The sequence below is a fragment of the Pandoraea norimbergensis genome (assembly GCF_001465545.3).
In the GTDB taxonomy this organism is placed as follows: domain Bacteria; phylum Pseudomonadota; class Gammaproteobacteria; order Burkholderiales; family Burkholderiaceae; genus Pandoraea; species Pandoraea norimbergensis.
This window is the reverse complement of record NZ_CP013480.3, coordinates 4,102,857-4,129,381: the sequence shown is the minus strand read 5'-3', so window position 1 is coordinate 4,129,381 and position 26,525 is coordinate 4,102,857. Positions and strand designations below refer to the sequence as shown.

25 protein-coding genes are annotated in these 26,525 nt (G+C 63.6%); 16 read left to right on the top strand and 9 right to left on the bottom strand.

The window, feature by feature from the left end; all coding sequences use genetic code 11:
* Window positions 1–105: 105 nt before the first annotated feature.
* The 5 genes from AT302_RS18090 (at window position 106) to AT302_RS18070 (ending at window position 4,524) form a co-directional block, all read left to right on the top strand.
* Window positions 106–480 carry an HAD family hydrolase gene (locus tag AT302_RS18090; RefSeq protein ID WP_058379631.1) on the top strand — a complete coding sequence of 125 codons (375 nt, stop codon included), beginning with the start codon at window positions 106–108 and terminating at the stop codon, window positions 478–480.
* Between the two features lie 42 nt (window positions 481–522).
* A complete protein-coding gene (locus AT302_RS18085; RefSeq protein WP_058379630.1) occupies window positions 523–1,653 on the top strand; it encodes an NAD(P) transhydrogenase subunit alpha in 1,131 nt (376 codons plus the stop codon).
* Window positions 1,654–1,668: 15 nt separating this feature from the next.
* Window positions 1,669–2,007 carry an NAD(P) transhydrogenase subunit alpha gene (locus AT302_RS18080; protein WP_058379629.1) on the top strand — a complete coding sequence of 113 codons (339 nt, stop codon included), beginning with the start codon at window positions 1,669–1,671 and terminating at the stop codon, window positions 2,005–2,007.
* 1 nt (window position 2,008) lies between these two features.
* Window positions 2,009–3,448 (top strand): NAD(P)(+) transhydrogenase (Re/Si-specific) subunit beta, encoded by a 1,440-nt coding sequence (locus tag AT302_RS18075; protein ID WP_058379628.1) that lies wholly within the window; start codon window positions 2,009–2,011, stop codon window positions 3,446–3,448.
* A gap of 92 nt (window positions 3,449–3,540) precedes the next feature.
* Window positions 3,541–4,524, top strand: coding sequence for a LysR family transcriptional regulator (locus AT302_RS18070; RefSeq protein WP_058379627.1), 984 nt, complete (start codon window positions 3,541–3,543; stop codon window positions 4,522–4,524).
* Window positions 4,525–4,643: 119 nt separating this feature from the next.
* Here the strand turns inward: AT302_RS18070 and AT302_RS18065 are convergent, their stop codons facing one another.
* The gene (locus AT302_RS18065; protein WP_064675107.1) at window positions 4,644–5,594 is read right to left on the bottom strand and encodes a LysR substrate-binding domain-containing protein; all 951 of its coding nucleotides are present in this window, start codon (window positions 5,592–5,594) and stop codon (window positions 4,644–4,646) included.
* A gap of 199 nt (window positions 5,595–5,793) precedes the next feature.
* Between AT302_RS18065 and AT302_RS18060 the strand changes: the two genes are divergently transcribed.
* The 4 genes from AT302_RS18060 to AT302_RS18045 all read left to right on the top strand — a co-directional run bounded on the left by AT302_RS18060 (window position 5,794) and on the right by AT302_RS18045 (window position 10,201).
* The gene (locus AT302_RS18060) at window positions 5,794–6,897 is read left to right on the top strand and encodes an NAD(P)/FAD-dependent oxidoreductase (protein ID WP_058379625.1); all 1,104 of its coding nucleotides are present in this window, start codon (window positions 5,794–5,796) and stop codon (window positions 6,895–6,897) included.
* Window positions 6,875–7,183, top strand: a complete 309-nt coding sequence (locus tag AT302_RS18055) for a (2Fe-2S)-binding protein (protein WP_058379624.1) — start codon at window positions 6,875–6,877, stop codon at window positions 7,181–7,183. Before AT302_RS18060 ends, AT302_RS18055 begins: the two co-directional genes overlap by 23 nt.
* Entirely contained in the window at window positions 7,180–8,625 is a 1,446-nt protein-coding gene (locus AT302_RS18050; protein WP_058379623.1) for an FAD/NAD(P)-dependent oxidoreductase, read from the top strand. Before AT302_RS18055 ends, AT302_RS18050 begins: the two co-directional genes overlap by 4 nt.
* Before the next feature lie 328 nt (window positions 8,626–8,953).
* On the top strand, window positions 8,954–10,201 hold the full coding sequence (locus AT302_RS18045; RefSeq protein ID WP_058379622.1) for an MFS transporter: 1,248 nt from the start codon (window positions 8,954–8,956) through the stop codon (window positions 10,199–10,201).
* A 43-nt stretch (window positions 10,202–10,244) separates the two neighbouring features.
* On the opposite strand, the gene AT302_RS18040 is transcribed toward AT302_RS18045, so the two are convergent.
* Both AT302_RS18040 and AT302_RS18035 read right to left on the bottom strand, forming a co-directional pair.
* Window positions 10,245–10,757: a cupin domain-containing protein gene (locus AT302_RS18040; protein WP_058379621.1), complete on the bottom strand. Its 513-nt coding sequence runs from the start codon at window positions 10,755–10,757 to the stop codon at window positions 10,245–10,247.
* 28 nt (window positions 10,758–10,785) lie between these two features.
* Window positions 10,786–11,553 carry a 2-keto-4-pentenoate hydratase gene (locus AT302_RS18035; protein WP_058379620.1) on the bottom strand — a complete coding sequence of 256 codons (768 nt, stop codon included), beginning with the start codon at window positions 11,551–11,553 and terminating at the stop codon, window positions 10,786–10,788.
* A 312-nt stretch (window positions 11,554–11,865) separates the two neighbouring features.
* Between AT302_RS18035 and AT302_RS18030 the strand changes: the two genes are divergently transcribed.
* Window positions 11,866–12,594 carry a GntR family transcriptional regulator gene (locus AT302_RS18030; RefSeq protein ID WP_084656627.1) on the top strand — a complete coding sequence of 243 codons (729 nt, stop codon included), beginning with the start codon at window positions 11,866–11,868 and terminating at the stop codon, window positions 12,592–12,594.
* Window positions 12,595–12,604: 10 nt separating this feature from the next.
* On the opposite strand, the gene AT302_RS18025 is transcribed toward AT302_RS18030, so the two are convergent.
* Complete coding sequence (locus tag AT302_RS18025; RefSeq protein WP_058379618.1) at window positions 12,605–13,279, bottom strand: GntR family transcriptional regulator; 675 nt, start codon at window positions 13,277–13,279, stop codon at window positions 12,605–12,607.
* 206 nt (window positions 13,280–13,485) lie between these two features.
* Here AT302_RS18025 and AT302_RS18020 point away from each other — a divergent pair, with 206 nt between their 5' ends.
* From AT302_RS18020 to mdtD, 5 genes are all read left to right on the top strand, one after another.
* Window positions 13,486–14,265: an enoyl-CoA hydratase-related protein gene (locus tag AT302_RS18020; RefSeq protein WP_058379617.1), complete on the top strand. Its 780-nt coding sequence runs from the start codon at window positions 13,486–13,488 to the stop codon at window positions 14,263–14,265.
* 1 nt (window position 14,266) lies between these two features.
* A complete protein-coding gene (locus AT302_RS18015; protein ID WP_058379616.1) occupies window positions 14,267–15,505 on the top strand; it encodes a CaiB/BaiF CoA transferase family protein in 1,239 nt (412 codons plus the stop codon).
* A gap of 386 nt (window positions 15,506–15,891) precedes the next feature.
* Window positions 15,892–17,757 carry a glycoside hydrolase family 15 protein gene (locus AT302_RS18010; RefSeq protein ID WP_058379615.1) on the top strand — a complete coding sequence of 622 codons (1,866 nt, stop codon included), beginning with the start codon at window positions 15,892–15,894 and terminating at the stop codon, window positions 17,755–17,757.
* 204 nt (window positions 17,758–17,961) lie between these two features.
* Window positions 17,962–18,564, top strand: a complete 603-nt coding sequence (locus AT302_RS18005) for a FlxA-like family protein (RefSeq protein ID WP_058379614.1) — start codon at window positions 17,962–17,964, stop codon at window positions 18,562–18,564.
* 135 nt (window positions 18,565–18,699) lie between these two features.
* Window positions 18,700–20,112 carry a multidrug transporter subunit MdtD gene (mdtD, locus tag AT302_RS18000; RefSeq protein WP_058379613.1) on the top strand — a complete coding sequence of 471 codons (1,413 nt, stop codon included), beginning with the start codon at window positions 18,700–18,702 and terminating at the stop codon, window positions 20,110–20,112.
* Window positions 20,113–20,209: 97 nt separating this feature from the next.
* Here the strand turns inward: mdtD and AT302_RS17995 are convergent, their stop codons facing one another.
* Window positions 20,210–21,457: an ABC transporter substrate-binding protein gene (locus AT302_RS17995; RefSeq protein ID WP_058379612.1), complete on the bottom strand. Its 1,248-nt coding sequence runs from the start codon at window positions 21,455–21,457 to the stop codon at window positions 20,210–20,212.
* 194 nt (window positions 21,458–21,651) lie between these two features.
* On the opposite strand from AT302_RS17995, the gene AT302_RS17990 reads away from it, so the two are divergent.
* The gene (locus AT302_RS17990) at window positions 21,652–22,596 is read left to right on the top strand and encodes a M14 family metallopeptidase (RefSeq protein WP_058379611.1); all 945 of its coding nucleotides are present in this window, start codon (window positions 21,652–21,654) and stop codon (window positions 22,594–22,596) included.
* Window positions 22,597–22,681: 85 nt separating this feature from the next.
* On the opposite strand, the gene AT302_RS17985 is transcribed toward AT302_RS17990, so the two are convergent.
* Genes AT302_RS17985 through AT302_RS17970 form a run of 4 tightly spaced genes read right to left on the bottom strand, consistent with a single transcriptional unit; the run spans window position 22,682 to window position 26,280 of the window.
* The gene (locus AT302_RS17985) at window positions 22,682–23,356 is read right to left on the bottom strand and encodes a PqiC family protein (protein WP_084656312.1); all 675 of its coding nucleotides are present in this window, start codon (window positions 23,354–23,356) and stop codon (window positions 22,682–22,684) included.
* Window positions 23,353–25,023, bottom strand: a complete 1,671-nt coding sequence (locus AT302_RS17980) for a PqiB family protein (protein WP_058379609.1) — start codon at window positions 25,021–25,023, stop codon at window positions 23,353–23,355. The genes AT302_RS17985 and AT302_RS17980 overlap by 4 nt, the downstream gene beginning before the upstream one ends.
* Complete coding sequence (locus AT302_RS17975) at window positions 25,016–25,660, bottom strand: paraquat-inducible protein A (protein WP_058379608.1); 645 nt, start codon at window positions 25,658–25,660, stop codon at window positions 25,016–25,018. Before AT302_RS17975 ends, AT302_RS17980 begins: the two co-directional genes overlap by 8 nt.
* Entirely contained in the window at window positions 25,657–26,280 is a 624-nt protein-coding gene (locus AT302_RS17970) for a paraquat-inducible protein A (RefSeq protein ID WP_237171958.1), read from the bottom strand. Before AT302_RS17970 ends, AT302_RS17975 begins: the two co-directional genes overlap by 4 nt.
* Between the last annotated feature and the right edge of the window lie 245 nt (window positions 26,281–26,525).

The window sequence follows — 26,525 nt, the reverse complement described above, 5'->3', positions numbered from 1 at the left end:
ATGACAGAAGCGTGAACGAGGGGGTCATAAAAACCACCCGATCACGCACGGTACAGGCGGGTCCGCGTGTTCTGGAGACGATCACTGATTTGGGAGAGCGCCAACATGTCTGTCATCGAAACGCATATCAAACCCGCCGCCCTGGCCCCGGTTGCCAATGCTCATCTGCATGCGTTCAACAACGCGTTTGTCGAGTTGGGTCTCGACTGGCACTGGGATCACCCCACCTACCACTGGTTGTTGCGCACGACGGGCAACGACGACCTGCCGCTGGCCTATCTCGAAGGGGTGTCGGCGCAAGCGCTGCGCCATGCCGAGCTTGTGCTGATCGGCGCGTATCTCGATGGGCATCAGCCGCACCTGCTGCGTGCCTACGAGCCGGAATTTCTGTGTGACCTGATTCACTGCACGAAGGTGCGCTGCTTCGAAGCGGCCAATGAAGGACGTTCGATGCAACCGCCGCGCTCCGTGCTGGCCTGAGTTTTACAACACGACAGGGGCCCAGACCCCGAGACAATAACCATGCATATTGGCATTCCGAAGGAGACGGTCGGCGGCGAATCCCGCGTCGCGGCCACACCGGAAACGGTGAAGAAGCTGGTGGGCGCAGGGCATCGCGTCACCGTAGAGCGAGGTGCAGGCGATTCGGCCAGCGTCCCCGATGCGGCCTACGTCGCTGCGGGTGCCGCCACCGGTAGCGCAGCTGACGCATTCGGCGCGGAACTGGTGCTGAAGGTACGTGCGCCGTCGATTGCCGAAGTCGGCCAGATCGCGCGTGGCGCGGCCGTGGTCGGCATGCTCAACCCGTTCGATGCCGAGAACAACGCCCGCATGGCGGCCGCTGGCATCATCGGCTTCGCACTGGAAGCCGCGCCGCGTACCACGCGTGCGCAAAGCATGGACGTGCTGTCTTCACAGGCCAACATTGCGGGCTACAAAGCCGTGATGCTTGCCGCGAATCTGTATCAGCGCTTCATGCCGATGCTGATGACGGCAGCCGGTACGGTCAAAGCCGCGCGCCTCGTTGTTCTGGGCGCTGGCGTTGCAGGCCTGCAAGCGATTGCTACGGCTAAGCGCCTCGGCGCGGTGATCGAAGCGTCGGACGTGCGTCCGGCCGTGCGCGAGCAGATCGAATCGCTTGGCGCGAAGTTCATCGACGTGCCGTTCGAAACCGACGAAGAGCGTGAGATTGCCAAGGGTGTGGGCGGCTACGCTCGCCCGATGCCTGCGGCTTGGCTCGCACGTCAATCGCAGCTCGTGCACACGCGTCTGACGCAAGCTGACATCGTCATTTCCACCGCGTTGATTCCGGGGCGTGCTGCGCCGACGCTCATCGCTGAAGACACGGTCAAAGCCATGAAGCCCGGTTCCGTGATCATCGATCTGGCCGCTGGGCGTGGTGCAAACGGCGGCGGCAATTGCCCGCTGTCGGTGGCCGACGAAATCGTGAAGGTACACGGCGTGACGATTGCCGGTTACACGAATCTGGCTGGCATGGTCGCCGCTGACGCGTCAGCCCTATATGCCCGCAACGTGCTCGACTTCCTCAAGCTGGTGATCGACAAGGAAAACAAGCTCGTCATCGATACCAACGACGACATCGTCGCCGCGTGCCTGATGTGCCGCGACGGCCAAGTCCTGCGCGCCGCTTAAGGGGGAGACACAACAATGGAAATGATCAATCACACGGTGATCAATCTGATCATCTTCGTGCTGGCGGTGTACGTCGGCTATCACGTGGTGTGGAACGTCACACCGGCACTGCACACGCCGCTGATGGCGGTCACGAACGCCATTTCGGCCATCGTGATCGTGGGCGCCATGCTCGCCGCTGGTCTGACCGAAGGCGGGCTCGGCAAGACGATGGGTGTCATCGCCGTGGCACTGGCAGCGGTGAACGTGTTCGGGGGCTTCCTCGTTACGCAGCGCATGCTTGAGATGTTCAAGAAGAAAGACAAGGCACCTGCTAAGGCTGCCAATGATTCGGCAGCTAAGGGAGCCCACTGACATGAGCATGAATCTTGTGACGCTGTTGTATCTGGTCGCGTCGATCTGTTTCATTCAGGCGCTCAAGGGCCTGTCGAATCCGCGCATGGCGCGACGCGGTAACGCGTTCGGCATGATCGGCATGGCTATCGCGGCCTTCACTACGCTGGCGCTGATCTTCGAACTGCGCAAGCTCTCGAACGGCAACTACTCGGGCCTCGGCCTGATCCTCGCGGGTCTCGTGGTGGGTGGCGGTATCGGTGCTTACGTTGCTCGCAAGGTCGAGATGACGAAGATGCCGGAACTGGTCGCGGCCATGCACTCGCTGATCGGTCTGGCGGCGGTGTGTATCGCGGTTGCGGCAGTCGCAGAACCGGCAGCGTTCGGTATCGTGGCCGCGGGTGAAGCGTTGCCGCCGGGTAACCGCATCGAGCTGTTCATCGGCACGTTTGTCGGCGCGATCACGTTCTCGGGTTCGGTCATCGCGTTCGGCAAGCTCTCGGGCAAGTACAAGTTCCGTCTGTTCCAAGGCGCACCGGTGGTCTTCAAAGGCCAGCACATGGTGAATCTGGCGCTGGCGATCGCGATGCTGGCCTTCGGCGGTGCGTTCTTTGTGTCGCAAAGCTGGACGCCGTTCGTCGCCATGACGGCCATCGCGTTCGTGCTGGGTTTGCTGATCATCATCCCGATTGGCGGTGCCGACATGCCGGTGGTGGTGTCGATGCTGAACTCGTACTCGGGTTGGGCAGCGGCAGGTATCGGCTTCTCGCTGAACAACCCGATGCTGATCATTGCAGGCTCGCTGGTGGGTTCGTCGGGTGCGATTCTGTCGTACATCATGTGTAAGGCGATGAATCGCTCGTTCTTCAACGTGATTCTCGGCGGCTTCGGTGCACAGGCAGGCGCAGCAGCGGCAGGCGGCGAACAGCAACAACGTCCGGTGAAATCAGGTTCGCCTGACGACGCCGCGTTCCTGATGAGCAACGCAGAATCGATCGTGATCGTGCCGGGTTACGGCTTGGCAGTTGCACGTGCCCAGCACGCGCTCAAGGAACTGACCGACAAGCTGGTGGAGAAGGGCGTGACCGTGCGTTATGCCATTCACCCGGTTGCGGGCCGTATGCCGGGCCACATGAACGTGCTGCTCGCGGAAGCTGAAGTCCCCTACGATCAAGTGCTGGAAATGGACGAGATCAACGGTGAGTTCGGCCAGACCGATGTGGTGCTGGTACTCGGCGCGAACGACGTGGTGAACCCGTCGGCCAAGAACGATCCGCAATCGCCGATTGCCGGTATGCCGATTCTCGAAGCCTACAAGGCCAAGACGATCATCGTGAACAAGCGTTCGATGGCCGCCGGCTACGCCGGGCTGGACAACGAACTGTTCTATCTCGACAAGACGATGATGGTGTTCGGCGACGCGAAGAAGGTGGTGGAGGAGATGGTCAAGGCGGCGGCCTGACGCAGCAGGGGTCTCGGGGCGCGCCGGCTTCAACGGCGCGCCAGCGCCACTGCGGTGGCTGGTTTGCTTACTTACTGGCAGGGCACTAGCACATGAACGTATCGCTGAGACAACTCAAGGTCTTCATGGTCGTGGCGCGCAGCAAGAACTTTAGCCGCGCGGGCGCCGAGATCGGCCTGACACAACCGGCCATCAGCCGTTGCATCAACGAACTGGAAGCGCAACTGGGCCTGCGGCTCGTGGATCGCACCACGCGAGAAGTTTCGCTGACCGACGCCGGTGTGACGCTCGCGGGCAGTCTCGATCGCGTACTCGACGAACTGGAAATTGCACTGCTGCAAACGCACGGTGCCGAAGCCCGCACCACGGGCAGGGTCCGTGTCGGCGCCGCACCGACGATTTCCGCAACGCTCATGCCGCGTGTGCTGCTCGCCTCGCAGGCGACGTATCCGGACATCGCGCTCGCACTCGTCGACCAGATGCAACGCGCGGTGCTCGACAGCGTGCGCGCGGGCGATGTGGACTTCGGCATTGTCGTCGCCCCGCAAGGCGCCGACGATCTCTACACCGAACTGCTCATGAGCGAGCCGTTCTGTCTGGTGTGCCGCACCGATCACCCGCTCGCGACGCAGGCGGCGGTGCATTGGTCGGAGTTGTCAGGTGAAAATCTGGTGCTGCTCAATCAGGGCTCGGGCAGTCGTCCGCTGATCGACCGCGCACTGACGACGCAGAAAGTGCAGGGCACCATCACGCAGGAGCTGGGGCATGTGAGCACCATCTTCCGCATGGTGCAGGAAGGGCTGGGTGTCAGCATCCTGCCGCCGTTTGCGCTGCCGCTGCCGGAGAATTCGACGCTGGCCGTGCGGCCGCTGCTGCCGGCATTCGAGCGGGCCATCGTGCTCGCACGCCGCAAGAACCGCTCGCTCTCGCCGGTCGCGCAGACGACCTGGGAATTGATCCATCGCGTCGTACGCGAACGCAATGGGCAACTGCGTGGCGACGCTCAGGCGTTTGTGACCGCTGCGACGGCTGCCACTGCCGCGACGGCTGCTGAAGCCGCCGGTGGCAAGGCCTGAAAACTTCATCTGTCGTGGCGCGTGTTCTGCGCGCCACTTCCGCTGAAAGTTAGCGAACACTTCGATGACGTCGGTGGCGTCAGGCTGACCGCGGCCGCGCATTCCACCCGCATTCCTAATTAAATCAACGATTTGCCATCGCTTTGTGTTGGGTTGTCCACAGGCTTGTGAACAAAATCTGTGGATAAGCTTCGCGCTTCGAGTGCTGCGCGAACCTGCTGTACGAACGCCTGCGCGAGTTGCGACGGCGGGTGCTGAAGCGAGGTCACGGCCGAGACCGTCGACAGGACCTGCGGGGCAAACGGTCTGACTTCGACACGCTGCGTCGCGAACGACGCCGTGATGCCATCGATGATCGAGACGCCTGCGCCATGCTCCACGAGCGTGCAAATGGCGGCGGAGAGTTGCGACTCTGCATTCATGACGCGATCCACACCATGTTCGGCAAACACGCGGTCGATATCGAGCCGCGCATCCGATTCGGTGGGATAGGACACGAACGCTTCGCCACGCAAATCTTCCGGCGTGATGACGTCGTGCGCGGCGAGCGGATGCCCCTTCGGCAGCACACATCGCATCGGTACCCGCAGCAACGGCTGCACTTGCAAGCCCGGACGGGTGAGCGGGTGCGCAACGAAGCCGACATCGCAACGGCGGCCGAGCACCATGTCGACCACGATGTTCGACGCATGCACGAGCAGGGTGGTGTTGATGCCCGGGTGGTCGCGCAGAAAATGCGTGAGCGTGATGGGCAGAAAGTCGAGTGCAATCGCGGGCGCGCCAGCGATGTGCAGCGAGCCGCGCCGCAGCGACTTGATCTGCTCCGCCGTCTGCGCGATGCGCTCCATTCCGGCGAACGACCGCTCGACTTCATCGAACAGGACCAGCGCTTCGGGCGTCGGTTGCAAACGTCCGTTGCTCCGGTCGAAGAGGGCAAATCCGACATCGGCTTCGAGATCGTTCAGCAGTCGTGTGACGGCGGGCTGCGAGACATGCAGCATCTGCGCGGCGCGCGTGACCGTCTGGCGCAGGATCACGGCGCGAAAGGCTTCAAGTTGGCGAATCTTCATGATCGGCGGGGGCGGGGGAGGCGGCGACGTCGCCATAATATACAAACATACTGGTCGCAGAAAATGTGATTTGACGGGCTCGCGCGCGTCAGCGATTCTTGGGTACTCTCAAATAAATCAAGACGCCCGCGCGCAATATTGCGGCATCGGCAAGTCATAACATCTGGCATTGCCCATGTTGCCGGTCGTTTCCCCATCGATGCAAAAGACAAGCGAGATTGCCGTCATTGGCGGCGGGCTGGTCGGCATGGCCATCGCGTACGGGCTGGCCCGGCGTGGTGAGTCGGTCGTCGTGCTCGACGGTGCCGACGATGCGCTGCGTGCCGCGCGTGGCAACTTCGGGCTCGTGTGGGTGCAGGGCAAGGGTGCGAGTTGCCCGTCTTATGCCCGCTGGTCGTTGCACTCAGCCAATCGCTGGCAAGCGTTCGCCGACGAACTGGAAGCCCGCACGGGTGTGTCGGTCGGCTTCGAGCGCCCGGGGGGCTTCAACATCGCCGAGACGGCGCAGGAACTGGCGGCCAAGGCCGCCGTCATGCAGCAACTCAAAACCAGCGAGCCTGCGCTGACCTACGACGTGCTCGATCACGACGCGCTCGCCGAACGCATTCCTGCGATTGGCGATCACGTCGCCGGAGCGATCTACTCGCCGCACGATGGCCACGTCAGTCCGCTCTACACCTTGCGCGCGCTCTTTGCTGCCTTCGCGCAGGCGGGCGGCACGTATGTGCCGAATGCCCGTGTGACGAACATCACGCCGCGTGCCGGTGCGTTTCGGCTCGATATCGAAGGCGGCCGTACGCTCGATGCCGGTCGCGTCGTGCTCGCGGCGGGTCTCGCCAATCGCGATCTCGCGCCAATGGTCGGGCTGTCGGCACCGGTGCGCCCGATGCGCGGGCAGATTCTTGTGACGGAGCGCGTCGCGCCGTTCTTATCGAACCCCACGATCTATGTCCGACAGACGGTCGAAGGCTCGGTCATGCTGGGCGACTCGGCGGAAGACGTGGGCTTCGACGACGGGGTAACCCCAGACGTCATCGCCGATATCGCGCGCCGCGCCATCTCGCCGTTTCCGCTGCTGCGCAACGTGCGTGTCGTGCGTGCGTGGGGCGCGTTGCGCGTCATGACGTCCGATGGCCTGCCGATTTACGAAGCGTCGCGCGATTGCCCCGGCGCGTTTCTCACCACCTGCCATAGCGGCGTGACGCTGGCCGCAGCGCACTGCGACACAATCGTGCCGTGGATCATGGGCGGCGAGCGCCCCGACCTTCTGGAGCCATTTCATGCCCAGCGATTCGCTGTTTAAGTCGCTCGCGCGCCGCGATGGCGCGACGGTGCGCATCGTCATCGACGGCACGCCGTACGATGCCCCGGCCGGTGTCAACGTGGCTGCCGCCATGCTGGCCGCAGGCGATACCGTTTGCCGCACCACGCCCGTGACGGGCGCGCCGCGCGCACCGTATTGCCTGATGGGCGTGTGTTTCGACTGTCTGGTGGAAATCGACGGCGTGCCCAATCGACAGGGCTGCATGACGCCCGTGCGCGATGGCATGCGCGTGCGTCGCATGCAAGGCGCGAGGGAACTGGCATGACGGTGAAGACAGTTGACCTGCTCGTCGTCGGTGCGGGCCCGGCGGGGCTGGCGGCCGCGCTGGAAGCCAAGCGCCACGGCCTCACGCCGCTGGTAATCGATGAGAACCCGCTGCCGGGCGGACAGATTTATCGCAATGTCAGCGCGTCGCCATTGGCCGACCCCGAGTTGCTCGGCGAAGATTATCTGTACGGCCACACGCTTGTGCAGGCGTTCGAAGACGCGGACATCGCTTATTGGCCGCGCACGCTGGTATGGCAGATCGGACAAGACCGGCGCGTGTTTGCGACCCGCGAAGGCGCGGGCACGTGGCAGATCGACGCGCAGGCGATTGTGCTGGCGGGCGGTGCGATGGAGCGTCCGTTTCCGATTCCCGGCTGGACGCTGCCCGGTGTGATGGGCGTGGGGGCCGCGCAAACGCTGCTCAAGTCGGCGGCGCTTGCGCCGCAACACGGTGCCGTGCTCGCGGGTTGCGGGCCGTTGCTCTACCTGTTTGCGTGGCAGTTGTTGCGCGCTGGCGTACCCGTTCGCGCCATCCTCGATACGACACAACGCCGTGCCCGACGCGAAGCTTTGCGTCATCTTGGCGGCGCATTGCGTGCGCCGGGGTATCTCGCCAAGGGCATCAAGTTGCTGCGTGCCATCCGGGCAGCGGGTGTCGAGCACGTGAAGGATGTAGACGCCCTGCGAGTGCTCGGCAGCGCGAGCGGAGACCGGGTGGAAGCCATCGAATATCGCGTGGCCGGGGTCTCTGGCGAATCAAAGCGCATCGACACGCCGATGGTGCTGTTGCATCAGGGCGTGGTGCCCAACACGCAGATCACACGCTCGATTGGGTGCGAGCACGTGTGGCACGACGCACAACTTTGCTGGGTGCCGCGTACCGATGCGTGGGGTGAGTCGAGCGTGCCGCGCATCTTCGTGGCAGGCGATGGCGGTGGTATTGCCGGGGCGCGCGCTGCGGAACCGTCGGGGCGGCTTGCTGCCTTGCAAGCGGCACATACGCTTGGCCGCATCGACACGTCACGTCGAGATTCGGCGGCATTCTCGTTGCGACGCGATCTTGCTCGCCACACGGCGATCCGGCCGTTTCTCGATGCGTACTATCGGCCATCCGATGCTTTGCGCCGGCCCGCCGAAGATGACACGGTGGTGTGCCGCTGCGAAGAGGTGACGGCGGGCGACGTGCGGCACATGGCGGCGCTGGGATGCGTGGGGCCGAACCAGACGAAGTCATTCTCACGCTGCGGGATGGGGCCTTGTCAGGGACGCCTGTGCGGCCTGACAGTGGCTGAACTGCTCGCGCAGGCGCAAGGGCGCGATGTGGCGGACGTGGGCTATTACCGCATCCGTGCGCCACTCAAACCTGTGATGCTTGGCGATCTGGCGACGGCCGTACCCGCGCCGACACAACCCGCCGAGCGGCAGGAGTTTCCGCGCTGAGTTTGGGGGGCGAATGCGTTAAATGCGGCATTGATCGCGCACCAAATCCGTATTGAATCCTCACTGAACCCGCACTGAACTATTTCCCCTGTCTGGCTGCCGCCCGCGTACTTGACCGGCGCGTCGCGGCGGCCAGCTTTTTTCAGTGAAGCGTTGATGCTTCGGACGCCGTGGCATTGCCGGGGCGGTTCACTGCAATGTCATCGAGGTTGCGCTAGAATTCCCTTCATTCGCAGGCCGCGCTATACGCCGACGGCCTGACGATCTCTCTTCTCGTCATGACACGGCAGACAACTGCGCCGTGTCACCCCCAAGTTTCAAGACTCCCATGACTTCAGCATCTGCGAAGCCACGCTCGGGCTTTTGGCCTGCGCGCGCGGCGACGATGGCATTACTGTTTTGCAGCGGTTTTCTCTATGCGACGTGGGGCGTGCACGTGCCCACGGTCAAGGCGATGTTCGATCTGAACGATGCCAGCCTGTCGGTGGCGATGTTTGCCATCGCGGGCGGGGCCATCGTCACGATGTCGCGCATGGCCCGCTGGATCGGTCGCGCGGGCAGCCAGCGCGCCAGCCTCGTGTCGGGCATGGCGCTGGCCGTTACCAGCGCGTTCATTCTGTCGATGCCGAACTACTGGGGCCTCGTGGGCTGGCTCGCGTTGTATGGGGCAGCAAACGCCACCTATGACGTCGCCGTGAACGCACAGGCCGCCACGCTGGAGGCGCGCTACCGCAAGCCGATCATGGCATCGCTGCACGGGTGTTTCAGTCTGGGCGGAATGTCGGGCGCGCTCGTGGGCGGTGCATGGCTCGCGCATCAGGGTTCGCCGCAGTGGCATATCGGTCTGGCGGCGATGGGCTGCGCGGTCGTGATGCTGGTCGGCGCGCGCTTCATGCAACCCGATATGTTGCCGGGCGAGGCGCCGGTGGCTGCGTCGTCGGATGATTCATCGCGCAAAGCGGTTCCGCCGCCCGCGCTCGACGACGCGTCGCGCCGCAAGTTGCATCGCCGCCTGACCGGCTTCGGCATTCTCGCGTTTCTCGGGTTGGTGGTGGAGGGCGCGATGTACGACTGGACAGCGGTCTACATGCGCGAAGTGGTGGCCGCACAGGGTGCATGGATTGGCGCAGGCTATGCCGCGTTCTCACTCGGCATGGCGGGCGGGCGCTTCGGTGGTGACCCAGTGCGGGCGCGCATGGGCGGCGCTCGCCTGTTGCGCGTGAGCAGCTTGTTGTGTGTCGGCGGGGTGATGCTCGCGCTGGTCTGGCGCGAACCTGCGGCGGCCGTGGCCGGTTTTGCGCTGGCCGGACTGGGCCTGTCGAATGTGATGCCGGTGATGTTTGCGGCGTCGGGTGAAGTGGCGCGCGGCGCGGGGATGGCGAGCGCCGAAGCGATTGCCGTGATGGCGCGGCTCGCTTATCTCGGCCTGCTCGTGGGGCCGGTGCTCATCGGGGCGATCGCACATGGCATCAGCCTGCCGGTGGCATTGGCTGCGGGCCTGCTGTGTATCGTGCCGATTGCGTTGCTCGCACCGAAGATGCTGGCGGGCGCCGATGGGCGCACCGCACAGCACTGACGTCATTCAGAAGTCTTGCGATGCCCGACGCGTCGCATTGAGGTTACGCAGGTGCGCCGCGCCCAAGGCGCTCGATCAGCGCGCGGTGCGCCGGCCATTGCGCGGCGAGCGTCGCCGGGTCGGCCATCTCGAAGTCCTCGAACGCGAACCCGGGCGCGACGGTACATCCCGCCAGCGAGTAGCTCGTCGAAGGTGCGGGCTGCGCCGCGAACCAATGCCCGGCGCGAACCACGTGCTGAAGATGCTCGCCGTTCACGACATCGGCACCGAGGCATGTCGTCGTCAACTTGCCCGCCGGGTCGATCTCGTGAATCCAGAGTGTGCCGCCGAGATGGAAATGCCAGATCTCGTCGCTGCGAATCCGATGGAACGCAGAGAAATCACCGGCTTCGAGCAAATAAAAAATCGCCGTGGAAATGTTGCGCGCGCCTGAGAAACCGGGCGGCAGCGCCTGCGCCGCAATGGTGTCGGCGGCGCGGTAGGTTTCGCGGTAGTGCCCGCCTTCCGGGTGCGGCTGTAGCCCCAGCGACGTGACGAGTTCAGCGGCAGACGGCATGGCGGATTCCTGAAAGATCCGGGGAAACTTAACGCAACGTGATCGATGCTTCACCGATCCCGTCGATGGTGCCGCGCAACACGCCGGTGCTATTGGCGGGAATCATGCCGACATAGGAGCCGCACGTAATCACGGCACCGGCGCGCATCGTGATACCGCGCTTGCCGTTGTGATTGACGAGCCACGTGAGCAATGCGCGCGGATCGCCCGCCGGGTTGCGCGTGCGGGCAGGGGCGATGTTGTTGCCGTCGAGTGTGAAAGTCACTTTCGGTGAGTCGTAGTTGAGCGACGCGCTGTAATCACGGCCGCTACCGATCACCAATGCGCCGTTGTTCTGCAAATCGGCGAGCACGAAACGCGAATCGAGCCCGGTTGCGGCGTAGCGGCTGTCGGTGATTTCGATGGTCACCAGCGTCTCGCCCACGTGCATGAAGATATCGCGCTCGTCGTGACGGCCCGGCTTGATATCGCGTGAGAGACGGAACGCAATTTCCAGTTCCAGACCCGGGCGGAAGAAATCGTTCAGCGGGAGCGAGCCGCCGGCTTCGCTGACGACGGACGCGGGAATTGGTGCGCAGTTCGGCAGATCGGTCGGTGCCTTGGCGCCCACTTTCCACGCGGTAATCGTCTCGCCGAGCAGATCGAGCGTGCGCAACTGCACGGCGTAAGCGCCGTTGGCGTCGATGGGGCGCAACTCGGCCGCGGGCGAATCGATGGGCGTGTCGCCACGGCGCGTATCCGCCAACAGACGGGCGAGGGACTCGACGGCAGCTTGCGTATCGTGGGTGTCGGGCATGAAGCAGGTCTCCGGTGTATGGGGCGGGCGATGCCCGTATGTCGGGCGAACGCCGGTGTGTCTGACAGACGAATCGTATACATAATTCAACGCCAATGGCGCAGTGCAGCGAACGTGGTGTCTACCGCGCGAAAACAACAGTCAACGTAGTCAAAGTGACATCGATCTGCGAGAATCAGTTTCGTGTAATTGTTCGTAATATTTCGTGGAGTCCGTTGCAACAAGTCCTTGGCGAGCTACGCCGCCACCCACGAAAGTGCCGTGCCTGGTGTCGATAACATTCTTCCAAAAGCGAGCGACCTTGCCGAGCCTATGCACTCTGTCCCGTTGAATGTTTTTCCGGATCACGCGTCCCATGGCCCGCCTGTCACTGAGGCTGCCGTGAACTTGCCGATCAGCCGTCAGGCGCTGCATCTCGCGGTCGGGGACCGCTTGCGCAGGATGATCACCGAGGGAGTGTTGGTGCCGGGCGCGCATCTGAACGAGCGCGCATTGTGCGAACAACTCGGCGTATCGCGCACACCGCTGCGCGAGGCGCTCAAGGCGCTGGCCGTCGAGCGCCTGATCGAATTACTGCCTAATCGCGGTGCCCGCGTCGTGACGCTCTCGGCTGGCGACATTGCGGACGCGTTCGAACTGCTCAGCGGCCTTGAGGCGCTGGCGGGGGAGTTGGCCTGCGAGCGCATCACGCAGGCGGAAATTGACGAGATTCAAGCGCTGCACACCACCATGGGCGTGTGCCACGCGCACGGCGATCTGCCCGGTTACTTCGAATGCAATCGGCGCATTCACGAGCGTATCAATGCCGCCGCGCGCAATCCGTCGCTCATGCAGATGTATCAGGCCGTGAACCGGCGCTTGCAGGCGCTTCGTTTTCGTTCGAACCTGCATGCGGGCAAGTGGGAGCGCGCCATCGCGGAACACGATGCCATGCTGCAAGCGTTGCATCAGCGTGACGGCGTCACGCTCGGCCGCCTGCTGCGCGCGCATCTGATGGCCAAGTGCGACGTCGTGTTGGCCCACGTACGCGCCGCCGCCTGACAAGTCGCGCTTAAGCTGCGCGACTCATACTCACCAGTCCTTCATTGAGCATGGCCGCGACATAGGCGTCGGTCTTGCTGCGCAGATGCGTCTCCATGAGCGTGCGCAGCCGCTTGCTGTCGCGCCGGCGCATGAGCGAGAGCATTTCCGCGTGCTCATCCACCGCTTGCCGCCAGCGCTCGGGCGTGGGCGTCAGACGCTCACGCACGTGCCGCAACCGCGCGTTCAGATTGTGGAAGTATTCCGCCAGCGGGCCGTTATCGGCGATGCGCAAGATGCTCAGGTGAATTTGCTGGTTGAGCGAGAAATACGCTTCATGATCCGTGCGTGCAAAGGCCGCTTCCATCTCAACTTGCAGGCGGGCGAGTTCATCGAGATCGGCGTCCGTCGCCTTCTCGCAGGCCTGTTCACCTGACAGTCCCTCCAACACCGCCATCACCGCGAGCAGATTCACCACCTCGTCGACACTCACGCGCGCCACGCGGGCCCTGCGCGTCTCCGAGATTTCCACCAGTCCTTCGTTCGCCAGCCGCTTGAGCGCTTCGCGCAGCGGCGTGCGCGATACCGCCAGTTCGTCGCACAGCGCCCGCTCGGACAGCGGCGCGCCCGGGCGGAGTTCGCCACGGACGATGCGCGCCTTGAGCGCTTCGTAAGCGGTGGCGTTGAGCGATGCTGACGTGTCCATGAGCCGGTGATTTCTGAAATGGAATGCCAATTCTGATTGGGGTGAAGTGTTCCGTCAATCGCTTAGGGCGGTAAATCACACGTTAACCCTGATTTATACGGTTATCACTTGCCAGTTCTACATCAATACTTCTATCGTTAACAAAAATTGGTATACCAAAATGGCTTCGACACATGGGGTGCGAGCCGGCGTAAGAAGGAGGCAATGTGACATCGACCGTTCTGACCGAGCAACGCGGCGCAGTGGCGCTGGTGACGCTCAACCGTCCCGAGAAACTCAACGCGCTGACCAAGCCGATGTGGCAGGCGTTGGGCGACACGATTCTTACGCTGTCCGAGGCGCCCGGCGTGCGCTGCATCGTGCTGCGCGGTGCGGGCGAAAAATCGTTCGCGCCCGGCAACGACATCGCCGAGTTCGAGACCGATCGTGCCAACGTGGAACAGGCCCGGGCGTACGGCGCACTGATGCACAGAACGCTCGACGCGCTGGCCAATTGCCCGGTGCCGCTCGTGGCCATGATTCATGGCATTTGCGTGGGCGGCGGTATGGAAATCGCCGCGTCGTGCGACGTGCGCATCTGTGGCGAGTCGAGCCGCTTCGGTGCACCGATCAACAAGCTGGGGCTGGTGATGGCGCATGCGGAGTTGTCGGGCTTGGTGCGACTGCTCGGTCCCACACGCGCGCTGGAAATCTTGCTGGAAGGGCGAATTTTCGATGCACAGGAAGCGCAGCGCATTGGCCTCGTCACTCGCGTGGTCCCTGATTCGAAAGTCACAGAGGAAGCCCTGACCAGTGCCGAGCGCATTGCTGCCGGAGCACCGCTGGTGGCGCGCTGGCACAAGCGGTTTGTGCGTGAGTTGGCGAGCGGCGAGCCGCTGACGGCGGCACAGATCGACGAGGGCTTTGCGTGCTTCGGCACGGCCGATTTCCAGACGGGCTATCGCGCGTTTCTCGCGAAGACGGCCCCGGTGTTCGAGGGGCGCTGAGATGACCGAGACCGTTCAACCCAAGGGTGGCCCGTTGCAGGGCGTGAAGGTGATCGAGCTGTCCCACATCATGTCGGGCCCCGTGTGCGGCATGATGCTGGCCGACATGGGCGCCGACGTCATCAAGGTCGAGAAGATGGAAGGCGACGATGCGCGCCGCTTTGCGCCCATCCTCTCGCATGGCGAATCGGCATCGTTCATGATGCTCAACCGCCATAAGCGCGGCATCGCGCTCAATCTCAAAACCGAGGGTGGCAAGGCGGTGTTGCGCAAGATGCTGGCCACGGCTGACGTGGTGACCGAGAACTATCGCAAAGGCACGATGGAGAAGCTGGGGCTCGGCTATGAGACGCTGCGCGAGGCCAACCCGGCGCTGATCTACTGCGCAATCTCCGGGTACGGCCGCACGGGACCTTATGCAGACAAGGGCGGATTCGATCTGATCGCGCAGGGCCTTTCGGGTCTGATGAGCGTGACGGGCGAGCCGGGGCAGGCCCCCATTAAGGCAGGTTCACCGATTGCCGACATCAATGCGGGCATTCTGGCGGCGCTCGGCATCTCGGCCGCCTATGCGCACCGGTTGCGCACGGGGCAGGGGCAGGTGGTCGACACGTCGCTGCTTGAGGCGGGGTTTCAGCAAATGTACTGGGCAGCGGCCAATTTCTTCGCCAGTGGCGAGAATCCGCCGAAACTCGGCTCGGCCAACCCGACCAGCACGCCGTATCAGGCGTTTCGCACGAAAGACGGCTGGATCAACATCGGTGCGGCAAATCAGGCCAACTACGAGCGGCTGCTGCAAGTGCTCGATGCCCCCGAGATCGCGGGTGATCCGCGCTTTGCCACGAACGCCGGCCGCACGGCGAATCGCGCGGAACTCGTCGAGCGGATTACCACATATCTGATACGCGACACGACGCAGGCATGGGTCGAACGGCTCGACGCCGTCGGGTTGCCCGTCGGGCCGGTGTTGCCGATTTCGGAGGCCGCCGTGCATCCGCAAATCGTCGCGCGCGAGATGGTTGTGGAGACGGTGCATCCGCTCGATGGGCCCACGCGCAGCATCGGGTTGCCGATCCGTTTCTCGGAAACGCCCAAGCAGACCGGCGGCCCGGCACCGAGGCTGGGCGAACACACGCTCGATGTGCTCGGTGAATATGGCTATGACGCTGCGCAAATCCGTGACCTGCTGGCGCAGGGCGCGATTCATGCGTTGGCGGCGGAGCGCGCCACCGCAGCTTGATATTTGAGACCACGTAGAAAATCATCAGAAACGCCGTGCACCGCCGAGGTGCCCGGCGTTTTTTCATGAAGTGGAATTACGGCGCTAATTCGCGTCGCGACGAAAATTGATCCGAACTTCCCTCGGATGGGCCGGTCGGTCATTAACGGATTGTGAATTGATCGTTAGCCGGGCATTCATTGGCGCAACACGGGCCACCGACGAACCTCACCACACGGCAAGGCCGTAAGGAGGGAAGGGATGACTGATCGCATGCAGTTGAGCAGGGCTGGCAACGGGTTTCATGAACGGCGCAAGCGATGTAAAAGCCGTTTTGCAGGAGGGTGGTCGCGCGAGAACGACGCGCGTACCATTGGGCTTCACGTATCGACGTTCGCGAGGTGAGCATGCCGGCACGCATCGAAGACTACGCCATGATTGGCGACTGCCGAAGCGCTGCGCTGGTCGCGCGCGACGGTTCGATAGACTGGCTCTGCTGGCCATATTTCGATTCTCCCGCCTGTTTTGCGGCGTTGCTCGGCGGTCCCGAGCACGGTCATTGGAAACTCGCCCCCGACGATCCCAAGGCCACCGTCACACGCCGTTATCACGACGACACCCTGATTCTGGAAACACGTTTTGAAACGTGCGAAGGCTGCGTGTCGATCATCGACTTCATGCCATTGCGCGATGGCGCGGCCGATCTGGTGCGGCTAGTCAAAGGCATCCACGGCACGATCACCATGTCGATGGAACTGATTCTGCGCTTCGACTACGGCGCATCGGTGCCGTGGGCACGCCCGCTGGACAAAGACGACGCCACCGGCCCGGGCATGCGCCTGATCGCCGGGCCTGACAAGGTGGTATTGCGCACACCGGTTCCCATTCAGGATGTGCCGGGCAGTTTGCGGGCCAGTTTTCAGGTGAAGGCCGGCGAGACCGTGCCATTCGTGTTGTCGCGGGTGGCCTCGCATCACGCCGATCCGCGCGAGATCGACCCGTTGGCGGCGCTCACCGATACCGAGCGCTACTGGCGTACTTGGGCGGGACGCTGCCAACTGGACGGCCGCTGGACCGACGCGATCCGCCGTTCGCTCATCACCCTTAAGGCGCTGACGTTCGTGCCGACGGGCGGCGTGGTGGCCGCGCCCACGACGTCACTGCCCGAGCAACTCGGTGGCGAACGCAACTGGGACTACCGCTATTGCTGGCTCAGGGACGCCACGCTGACGTTGCAGGCGCTCATGCTCGGCGGCTACTACACGGAAGCCAACGACTGGAGTGATTGGCTGGTGCGCGCCGTGGCGGGCGCGCCGTCGCAGGTGCAGATCATGTACGGGCTGTCAGGTGAGCGGCGGCTGCCCGAGTGGGAAGTGGACTGGCTGCCCGGCTACGAGGGTGCGAAACCCGTGCGCGTGGGCAATGGCGCGGTCGGCCAGCTTCAGCTCGACGTGTACGGCGAAGTCATGGACGCGCTGCATCAGGCGCGCCTTGGCGGGCTGACGCCGGACGACGCGACATGGGAGGTGCAGACCAAGCTGGTCGCGCATCTTGAGACGGTCTGGCGCAAGCCCGACGAAGGCATATGGGAAGTGCGTGGCGGGCGCCAGCATTTCACTTACTCGAAGGTGATGGCGTGGGTAGCGTTCGACCGCGCGATCAAATCGGCGGAGCGTTTCAATCTGCCGGGGCCGGTCGACCACTGGCGCAAGTTGTGTCAGGAGATTCACACGGACGTCTGCACGCATGGCTTCGACAAGACGCGCAACGCCTTCATGCAGGCGTATGGCTCCGACGAGATGGACGCCAGTGCCCTGATGATTCCGTTGGTGGGGTTTCTGCCGCCGGACGACCCACGTGTCATCGGGACGGTCGAGGCGGTGGAGCGCGAGTTGATGCGCGACGGGTTGGTGCAGCGCTACCGCACCAGCCGCGTTGACGACGGCTTGCCGGCGGGCGAGGGCGCGTTTCTCGCGTGCAGCTTCTGGATGGTCGATTGTCTGGTGATGCTGGGCCGTCAGGGTGACGCGCGCAAGCTGTTCGAACGATTGCTGTCCTTGCGCAATGACGTCGGGTTGCTTGCTGAGGAGTACGACACGCACCACAAGCGTCAGGTCGGCAACTTCCCGCAGGCTTTTTCGCATATCGCGCTGGTACATGCTGCGATTCGGCTCGAAGCGCTCACCGATGACGACCGGGCCGATAACGATGCCGAGGACGCCGACGACGAGGCGCATTACGAGCATGTGGGGTATCGGGCGGTTCGCGCCTGATCGAACCTCTGGCTTTACCGTTGCCGGGCCCGTGTTCGCACGGGCCCGTGTCATGTAGGGGGCATGCAGGCAGCATGCAGGTGGATTTCGGCGCGCACTGCGAAATCTCACAGGGGAATAACGAATCGCTAAAGGTATTCGTAAAGGATGCCGTAATAACTTTCGAATCCTTACCATTTTTCCTTGCGGAGTGCCCCCCTCTCCATGACTATCATCGCGGTCAAGAACAGCTCGACTTCCAGCCTGCTCGACGTCTGGCAAGCCCACATCCAGTCGCAACAGGCCGAAAAGGCGCAGGCGGCGGGGGGCGGAAACGTCGCCGGTCAGAAGGCCGGGACGGCTGCCACGGCCAATACTTCCAGCACGTCTGACAAGGCGGCAAAGCCCGCCGACGGCAGCACGACGATGGCGCCGGTGGCGTCCACCACCACGCCTGACGCCAACAATAACGGTACGAGTTCGCGCAAGATCGACGCCGATATGGTGAAGTCCGTGCGCGACGCCAGCGATGCCGCGAAGGCGATCGGCGGCGCAGCGGCCGGTGGGGCAGGCGCGGCGGGTGGTGCGGGCAACGCTGGCCCTGCCGCCAACGGCATCGTCGAGCAGACCATCCAGAAGCTCAAGGACATGCTGGCCAAGGTGATGGCGCAACTCGAAGCCGTGCGCAACAACGACTCGATCCCGCCGGAAGAAAAGATGGCGGAAGTGCAGACGCTGTCGGCACAGGCGATGACGATTCGCGCACAGATCCAGACGTTGATGGACCCGAGCAAGACCACCGGCACGCGCGTGAACACCACGGCCTGACAGACTTCCCCCGTCCTTTCCCCCCGTCTTTTCCCCTGTCCCCGGGAGATTTGGCGCGATAGAATTCGGCTTTCGCTTAATTCTTGAGACGGCACGGCCTTCGCGCGTGCCGTCCCAGCCTTCTCCCCTCGCCGCATGAAGCAAGACAAGTCACTCACCGCCCTGTTGTGGATCGTAGCGGCGGGCTTTTTCATGCAGGCGCTCGACGGCACCATCGTCAACACGGCGCTGCCGGCCATGGCCGCCAGCCTCGGCGAGAACCCGCTGCGCATGCAGCCTGTGGTGGTCGCCTATTCCCTCACGATGGCCATGCTCACGCCCGCGTCGGGCTGGCTTGCTGACCGCTTCGGCACACGCCGCGTGTACTTCGTGGCGATTCTTCTCTTCGTATTGGGCTCGATCTGCTGCGCCATGGCGCACACGCTGCCGCAGTTGGTTGTCGCGCGCGTGCTGCAAGGCGCAGGCGGCTCGATGCTGCTGCCGATCGGCCGGCTCGCCGTGCTGCGCACCTTTCCCGCCGAGCAATATCTCGCCGCGCTGGCGTTTGTGTCGATTGCCGGACAGGTCGGCCCGATGATGGGGCCGGTGCTGGGCGGCTGGCTGGTCGAGGTGTCGTCGTGGCACTGGATCTTCCTGATCAACGTGCCCATCGGCGTCATCGGCAGTCTGGCAGTGCGGCGCTATCTGCCACGACCTGCCAAGGAAGATGTCATCGAGACCGGCTTCGACTGGATTGGCTTCGCCATGCTGTCGGTGGCCATGGTGTCGTTCACGCTGGCGCTCGATCATCCGTTTCCACAAGCTGGCTGGGCGCCGTCTGTGGCCTTGGCGCTGCTGTGCGTGGCGACGACCGTCGGCTACTGGCCCTACGCGCGCCGTAGTGCCGCGCCGCTGTTTCCGCTGGAACTCTTCGAGACACGTAGCTTCAGTCTGGGGCTGCTCGGCAATCTGGTCGCACGGATCGGCAGCAGCGCCGTGCCGTTTTTGATGCCGCTGTTATTGCAGGTCGGCATGGGCTACAGCCCGCTCATCTCGGGCCTCACGATGTTGCCCATGGCGCTCGCCGGAATTGTCGTCAAACGGATGGTCACGCCGCTGGTCAAGCGCTACGGCTACACGCGCTTCCTGATGGTCAACACGGCCGTGGTGGGCGGCTCGATTGCCAGTTTCGCGCTGTTCGGGCCGGGCTGGCCGATGTGGCTGGGCATCGTGCAACTGGCTGTGTTCGGCGGCGCGGGCTCGATGCAGTTTGCGGCCATGAACAGTGTGACGCTCAAGGATCTCGGCGCGCGTCGTGCCAGCGCGGGCAACGGCCTGTTCTCCATGGCGCAAATGCTCGCACTAGGGCTGGGTGTGACCATCGGTGGTCAACTGCTGGCACTCTTCGGCCATCTGGCGGGCGAGGCGGGCGAGCTTGGCGTGGGCGGCACCGTGGCTGGCTTCCGGATGACGTTCGTGTGCGTCGGCCTGATTACACTGGCCTCGGCGCTGGTGTTCCGCCGGGTGGAGGAGCAACGTCCGGCAGTCGCGGGTGTGGCAGGGCAGTAACGGATAGCGCAGTACCCCGGGCAGTCATCACAGCGATGACTGCCCGTGCGTCGCACTGTGCGCTGCAACGGCGCACAGCGGACCGGTCACGCCGGGCTTATTTCTTCACCAGCGAGCACTTCGATTCGGCCAGTGGCGCGAATGCCTTATCGGCCGGAATCGTTTCGAGAATCTTGTAAAGATCCCAGTCCCCCTTCGACTCTGCGGGCGTCTTGACCTGCACGAGCAGCATGTCGTGCACGAGCTTGCCGTCCGCACGGATATGCCCGTTGCGAATTACTGGGTCGTCGATCTTCATCGTCTTGAGCTTGGCCATCACGGCGTCTGCTTCGTCGGTGCCGGCCGCCTGAACCGCCTTCAGATAGTTGAGCACCGCCGAGTAGACGGCTGCCTGCATCATCGTCGGCATCTTCTTGTGCTGCGCGTAGAAGCGCTGCGCGAAGCCGCGCGAGCGGTCGTCCTGATCCCAGTAATAGCCGTTCGTCAGAATCATGCCTTGGGCGTTCTTCAGGCCCATGCCGTGCACTTCGGTAATGAGCGAGAGCAGCGGCGTGAAGACCTGCTTGCTGCCCTGAATCATGTTGAATTGCGACGCCTGCTTGACCGTGTTGAGCGTGTCGGTGCCCGAGTTGGCCAGTGCGATGACCTGAGCGCCCGAGGTTTGCGCGCGCAGCAGGTATGACGACATGTCGGGCGAGTTGACCGGGTGTTTGACCGAGCCGACGACCTTGCCGCCCTGCCGCGTGAGGATTTCGCTAGCGTCTTTTTCCAGTGCCTGACCGAAGGCGTAGTCGGCGGTGATGAAGTACCACGACTTCAGGCCTCGGCGCAGCAATGCCTGCGATGTGGAGTTGGCCAGCGCGTACGTGTCGTACATCCATTGCACGCTATGCGCCGTGCACTGCTCGTTGCTGATGGCCGACGAACCGGCGCCCGTGACCAGGGCGATCTTTTTCTTCTCGTCGGCGATGCGGTCGACGGCGAGGGCGACGTTCGAGAAGGTGAGGTCGGTGATCATGTCGACCTTGTCGCGGTCGTACCACTCGCGCGCGATGGTCGCGCCCGTGTCGGTCTTGCCTTGCGAGTCGGCCGAGACGAGTTCGATGGGCGCGCCGAGTACCTTGTGGTCCTTGGCGAAGTCGTCGATAGCCATGGTGGCGGCAAGCACGCTGCCTTTGCCTGCGTTATCGCTCGACACGCCGGACAGGTCGGTGAGCACGCCGATCTTGACGACGCCGTCGGAAATGGCTGCCGCGTGGGCAGCCGGGGCGAAGCTGGCGGTGAATGCGCCGAGGGCGAGCGCAGAAGCGGCACACGCAATCGCGCGCCGGATAAGGGTGGGCATGGCTTGTCTCCGATATTCGAGTTATGTCGACCCGCCGCACCGTCGTGATGCGGGCAAGGTCTCGAATATCTTAAACATCTCGTAATCGATTGCGCAATCCGTAAATTTTCTAGGCGTTGCAAGGCGGGTGCAGTGCCCGGCCGTGACCTGTTGCACCCTATAATGCCGTCGATTCGTCGGGCACTCTGGTCACCATGGACACACAAAACAGCAAGGCAATGTATCGAGATATCTCCGCGTACAAAGCGGGGAACACGGGCACCGACTACGTTCATCATTTCGATTCGGGGCTGCCCGGGCCGCATTTGCTGATCAGTTCGCTCGTGCACGGCAACGAGTTTTGCGGCATGCATGCCGTGACGCATTTGCTCGACCGGGGCGTGCGTCCGGCGCGGGGCAAACTGACGTTGCTTTTCGCCAACGTCGAAGCCTACGAGAGCTTTGACGAATCGAAACCCTTCGCGAGCCGTCAACTCGTGCATAACCTGAACCGGATCTGGTCCGACGAGTATTTGCAGGGGGAATCGGATAGCCCGGAAATCCGGCGCATGCGAGAACTGGCCCCGTTCGTGGACGCGGCAGATCACGTGCTGGACATTCACTCGACGTCGCTCGATGTTCCGCCGTTCTGGGTGTACCCGGACGCGCAACGCAACAGCACGCTGGCCGAAGCCATCGACGTGTGCGGCTTGCATCTGATCATGCCCAAGGGGCTTGGGTCCGGCACGCCGTTGATCCAGTTCGGGCGATTTGGCGAGGCAGCCTCAACAGCGGGCGCCGCCGTCGTGATCGAGTGCGGGCAACACTTCAAGCCTTCGAGCGCCGCAGTTGCTATTGCCGCCGCGACGAAATTCCTCACGCACTTCGGGCTCATTGAAGCGAGTGAGGCAGGCGACGCCGAGCCCCAAGCGAGCGCGCGACGCCGTTTCGAACTGGTGGAGACGCACGTGGTGCAGACGCCGGAGTTTCGCTTCGCGCGCCCGGTCATCGGGTTCGAAGTGTTCGGCAAAGATGAACTAGTGGCGACGGACGGCGACAAGCAGATTGTCGCGCCTTTCGATGGCTGCACGGTCATCATGCCGACGCGTGAGCCCATCGTGGGCCGTGAAGCAATGTATCTGGCGCGTGAGCGCGTCTGAGCGACGCGTGATGCGCCGATGGAGTTTGCCGGGCATCGGATATTTCCGATGCCCTGCGCTTCATTTCTAGTGTGCTTCGGCGGTATTACCCGTCGCAGCGGGGCGTCGTCCCTTGCGCACTGGTGGCGATGGCGCGGCCGATGCTGTCCGTCAGTTGGCCGACCAGCTTGCGCTGCGCGGCGACCACCTCGGGAATGCCGCCAGATGCGGGCTCAGTGCCGTTGAAACGGCAGGTCAGCACCACGTCGCCTGGCACACGGCGCACCGTCCAGACGGCGGTGAGCGCAGCCTGTTCGCCGGGCACCGACTCGAAGCGTTGCACCGACGTGGACAGGCGATAGACCGTCACGCCGTCGGCGCGCGGCAGCCCATACACATCCATTGCGCCAAGACGTTGCGTCAAGCCGCGCGAGATCGTCGACGTCAGTTCGTTCTTGAGCGGTGCCGCCCAGCGCGACGCTTCCAGAATATCGACTTGTCCGCCGCCCTTGGTCACGACGATCTGCGGGCGGTCGACCTGCTCGGGCACCGCCACCGGTGACACTTCGAGGGCATACGGCGTCGCGGGCGCGTTGGTTCCCACATTGGCTGTGTTCGACGCGCCACCTGCGCCCGCAAGCGTGTAGAAACTCGGCGTTGGCGACGCACAACCCGCCATCGCCAGCACCAGCCCAACCGTCGTGACGGTGGCAGCCGACGCAACGGCGCGGCGACCCAACATGCTTCGGGAGCTACGGAACATATCGGTCGGCCTCATCATGGTTGCGGATCCTTCGGTTTGCCGCGCAACAACGCTTCAGGGTGCTGTTGCAGATAGTCGGCGAGCGTGTTGAGCGAGCGCAGCGTCTTGGTCAGTTCCTGCATGGCCTGACGCACATCCTGCTGCACCGGGGCGTCTTCGGACAGCGTGCGCTCGGCGGCGCCGAAACTCTTCTTCGCTTCGCCCAGCGTTGCCTTGGCTTCCGGCGCGATCTCGGTATCGAGTTGCTTGAACAGGCCCTGCACGCTGTCGAGCGTCTTGTCGAGCTTGGCCAGCGACGAGTTGAGATTCTGTCCGATGGTGTCGAACGGAATCTTGTCGAGCTTGCCGGCGATGTCGGCAATCTGAAGCTGCAACTGGTCGAGCGTGTTGGGCACCGTCGGCAGCACGAGCACGCCGTCGACATCCTCGGCCTTGGCGGGCGCGACATTCGGGAAGAAGTCGAGCGCCACGTACAACTGGCCGGTGAGCAGGTTGCCCGTGCGCAGCTGACCGCGCAGGCCGCGCGCCACCAGCGCGTTGAGAATCTGATGGCTCGCCAGTTCGTTTTGCGGCAGGTTGTTCTTCGCGTCGCGACGGCGCAAGCGGTCCGGATACAACTCGACTGTCACCGGCATGGCGATGCGCTTGGTGGCCTGATCGAATTCCACGCCGATGGAAGTGACTTCACCGAGCGTGATGCCCCGGAAGTCGATCGGCGCGCCCACTGCCAAGCCTCGCAGCGATTGCTGGAAGCGGAACACCACGCGCACCGGATGCGTGTCGGGTGCCTTCATGGCGGTCGATTCGTCCGGCGCGAGGCGGAATTCCTGCCCCGGTTTGGCCATCACGCCTGCCCCGGCGTCCGACGGTGCCTGGAAGGCGATGCCGCCGATGACGACCGACGCGAGCGACTGCGTGTTCACCTGGAAGCCACTCGAATCGAGTCGCAGATCGATGCCGCTGGCATGCCAGAAGCGCGTGTTCGTGCCCACATATTGATCGTAAGGCGCCTGCACGAAGACGCGCAGCGTGACGCCCTTGCCATCGGCGTCGAGCGAATAGGCTTCGACCTGCCCGACCTGAATGCGGCGGTAGTAGATCGGCGAGCCGATGTCGAGCGAGCCGATATCGGCGGCGTGCAGAATGAACGGCTTGCCGGGCTGACCGCTCGATACGACCGGCGGCACTTCGAGGCCGACGAAGTGATCCGCCGTGTCTTTCGTCTTGCCGGCGTCGGCGCCGATGTAAGCGCCCGAGAGCAGTGTGGAGAGGCCCGAGACGCTGCCGCCGGCCACGCGCGGACGCACCACCCACCAGCGCGAATCCTTGACGGCAAAGCGCTTGGCGTTCTTCGTGAGATCGACCGTTACGCGCACATACGAGAGGTCGTCGGAGAGCTCGATGTTTTTCACCGTGCCGATATCGACTTCCTTGAACTTGACCTTGGTCTTGCCGGCTTCCAGGCCTTCAGCCGTCTTGAAGTCGATGGTGACCGTCGGGCCGCGCTCGACGATGACCTTGGCCACCAGCGAGAGCCCGATTACGGCGGCCACGAGCGGGATCAACCAGACGAGCGACGGGGCCCAGCGCTTGCGCCGCTCGATGGCGGGCGTGGGCAAATCGTCGGCACCGGCCGGCGGATGCTTCGCGTCGCTGTTGTTTTTCTCGTCTTTCGGGTCAGTCATGGTCGTCCTGTTCGGTGTCGTCGTCGCGGATCTGGTCCCAGATCAGGCGCGGGTCGAACTGCATGGAGGCCAGCATGGTCAGCACCACCACCGAGCCGAAGGCCACGATGCCGGGGCCAGCCTGAATCACGGCCAGCGACTGGATATTCACGAGCGCGACCATCAGTGCCACGACGAAAACATCGAGCATCGACCAGCGGCCGATGAATTCGACCATGTGATAGAGCTTCGTGCGTTGATGCGGTTTCCAGCGGGCACCGCGCTGCGCCGTGAAGCACAGCAGCGACAGCGCAATGAGCTTGAGCATGGGCACCAGAATACTGGCCGTGAACACCACGATGGCCAGATCGTATTCGCCGCTGGTCCAGAAATAGATCACGCCGCTCATGATGGTGTCGCTGGAGTTACCCAGCAGCGAGCGCGTCTGCATCATGGGCAGGAGGTTGGCGGGAATGTACAGGATGGCCGCCGCGATCAGCAAGGCCCAGGTGCGCGCCAGACTGTCGACCTTGCGCTGGTGCAGCACCGCGCCGCAACGCGGGCAGCGCTCCTTTTCCACCGTTTTGACTTCGCGTGCGAGCCGGCCGCAGACGTGGCAGGCCACCAACCCGGCCGCTTTCGCGGTGAGGTACTTCATCGGGGCACCGTCCCGCGATCGTTGCGGGAACGGGCAATGGCCTTGGCGTGGGCGTCCTGGGCAACAGGGTCCGGCGTGCGGTCGATCAACTGCCAGAGATTGCGCAGGTCGTACGACAGCACCATCGCGAGAAATACGGTGAGCGCGCAGAAGGCCCAGAGCGCGATGCCCGGCAACACGCTCGCCATGGCCGAGAGCTTCACCAGCGACACCAGCACGCCGAGCATGAAGACTTCGATCATGCCCCACGGACGGCAGAACTCGATGGCGCGCATCACGGCAAACACGGCGCGCGGCCGGCGGCCGACCGAGAGTGGTGCGATCAGGTGCACGAGCGCGAGCAGCTGTGACAGGGGAAACAGCACCGTCGTCGCGAACACGAGCAGGGCCACCAGCCACATGCCTTCGCGATAGAGCGCCCAGGCGGCGCCGATGAGCGTGGTCTCTGTATAGATGCCTTGCACCTCGATCTCGACGATCGGGAACGCATTGGCAATGGCGAAGACGATCAGACACGTCACCGTGAGCGCGAGCACGCGCGACAGGCGAAGGTCGGGAGAGCGATAGAGCACCGAGTGACAGCGTACGCAGCGGGCGGTCTCGTGCGGCGGGAGATCCATGCGACGGTGCAGCGTGTCGCAATTGGGACAGGCGATCAGGTCCGTCACATCATCTACAGGGGGCAATGTATCCATTACCTTCGGGGGACGGTGACCAAAGTGACGCTCAGAATACCAAATTGTTGGGGAAGTTCCCACGTTGTGCACTGCAACGACATTTTCGGCATGGTTTGTGCTAAGTCACGGAAAACGCTCAACACTTTGCTCTATACTCAACAAACTCCCGCAAAGTTTCCAAAGATTTG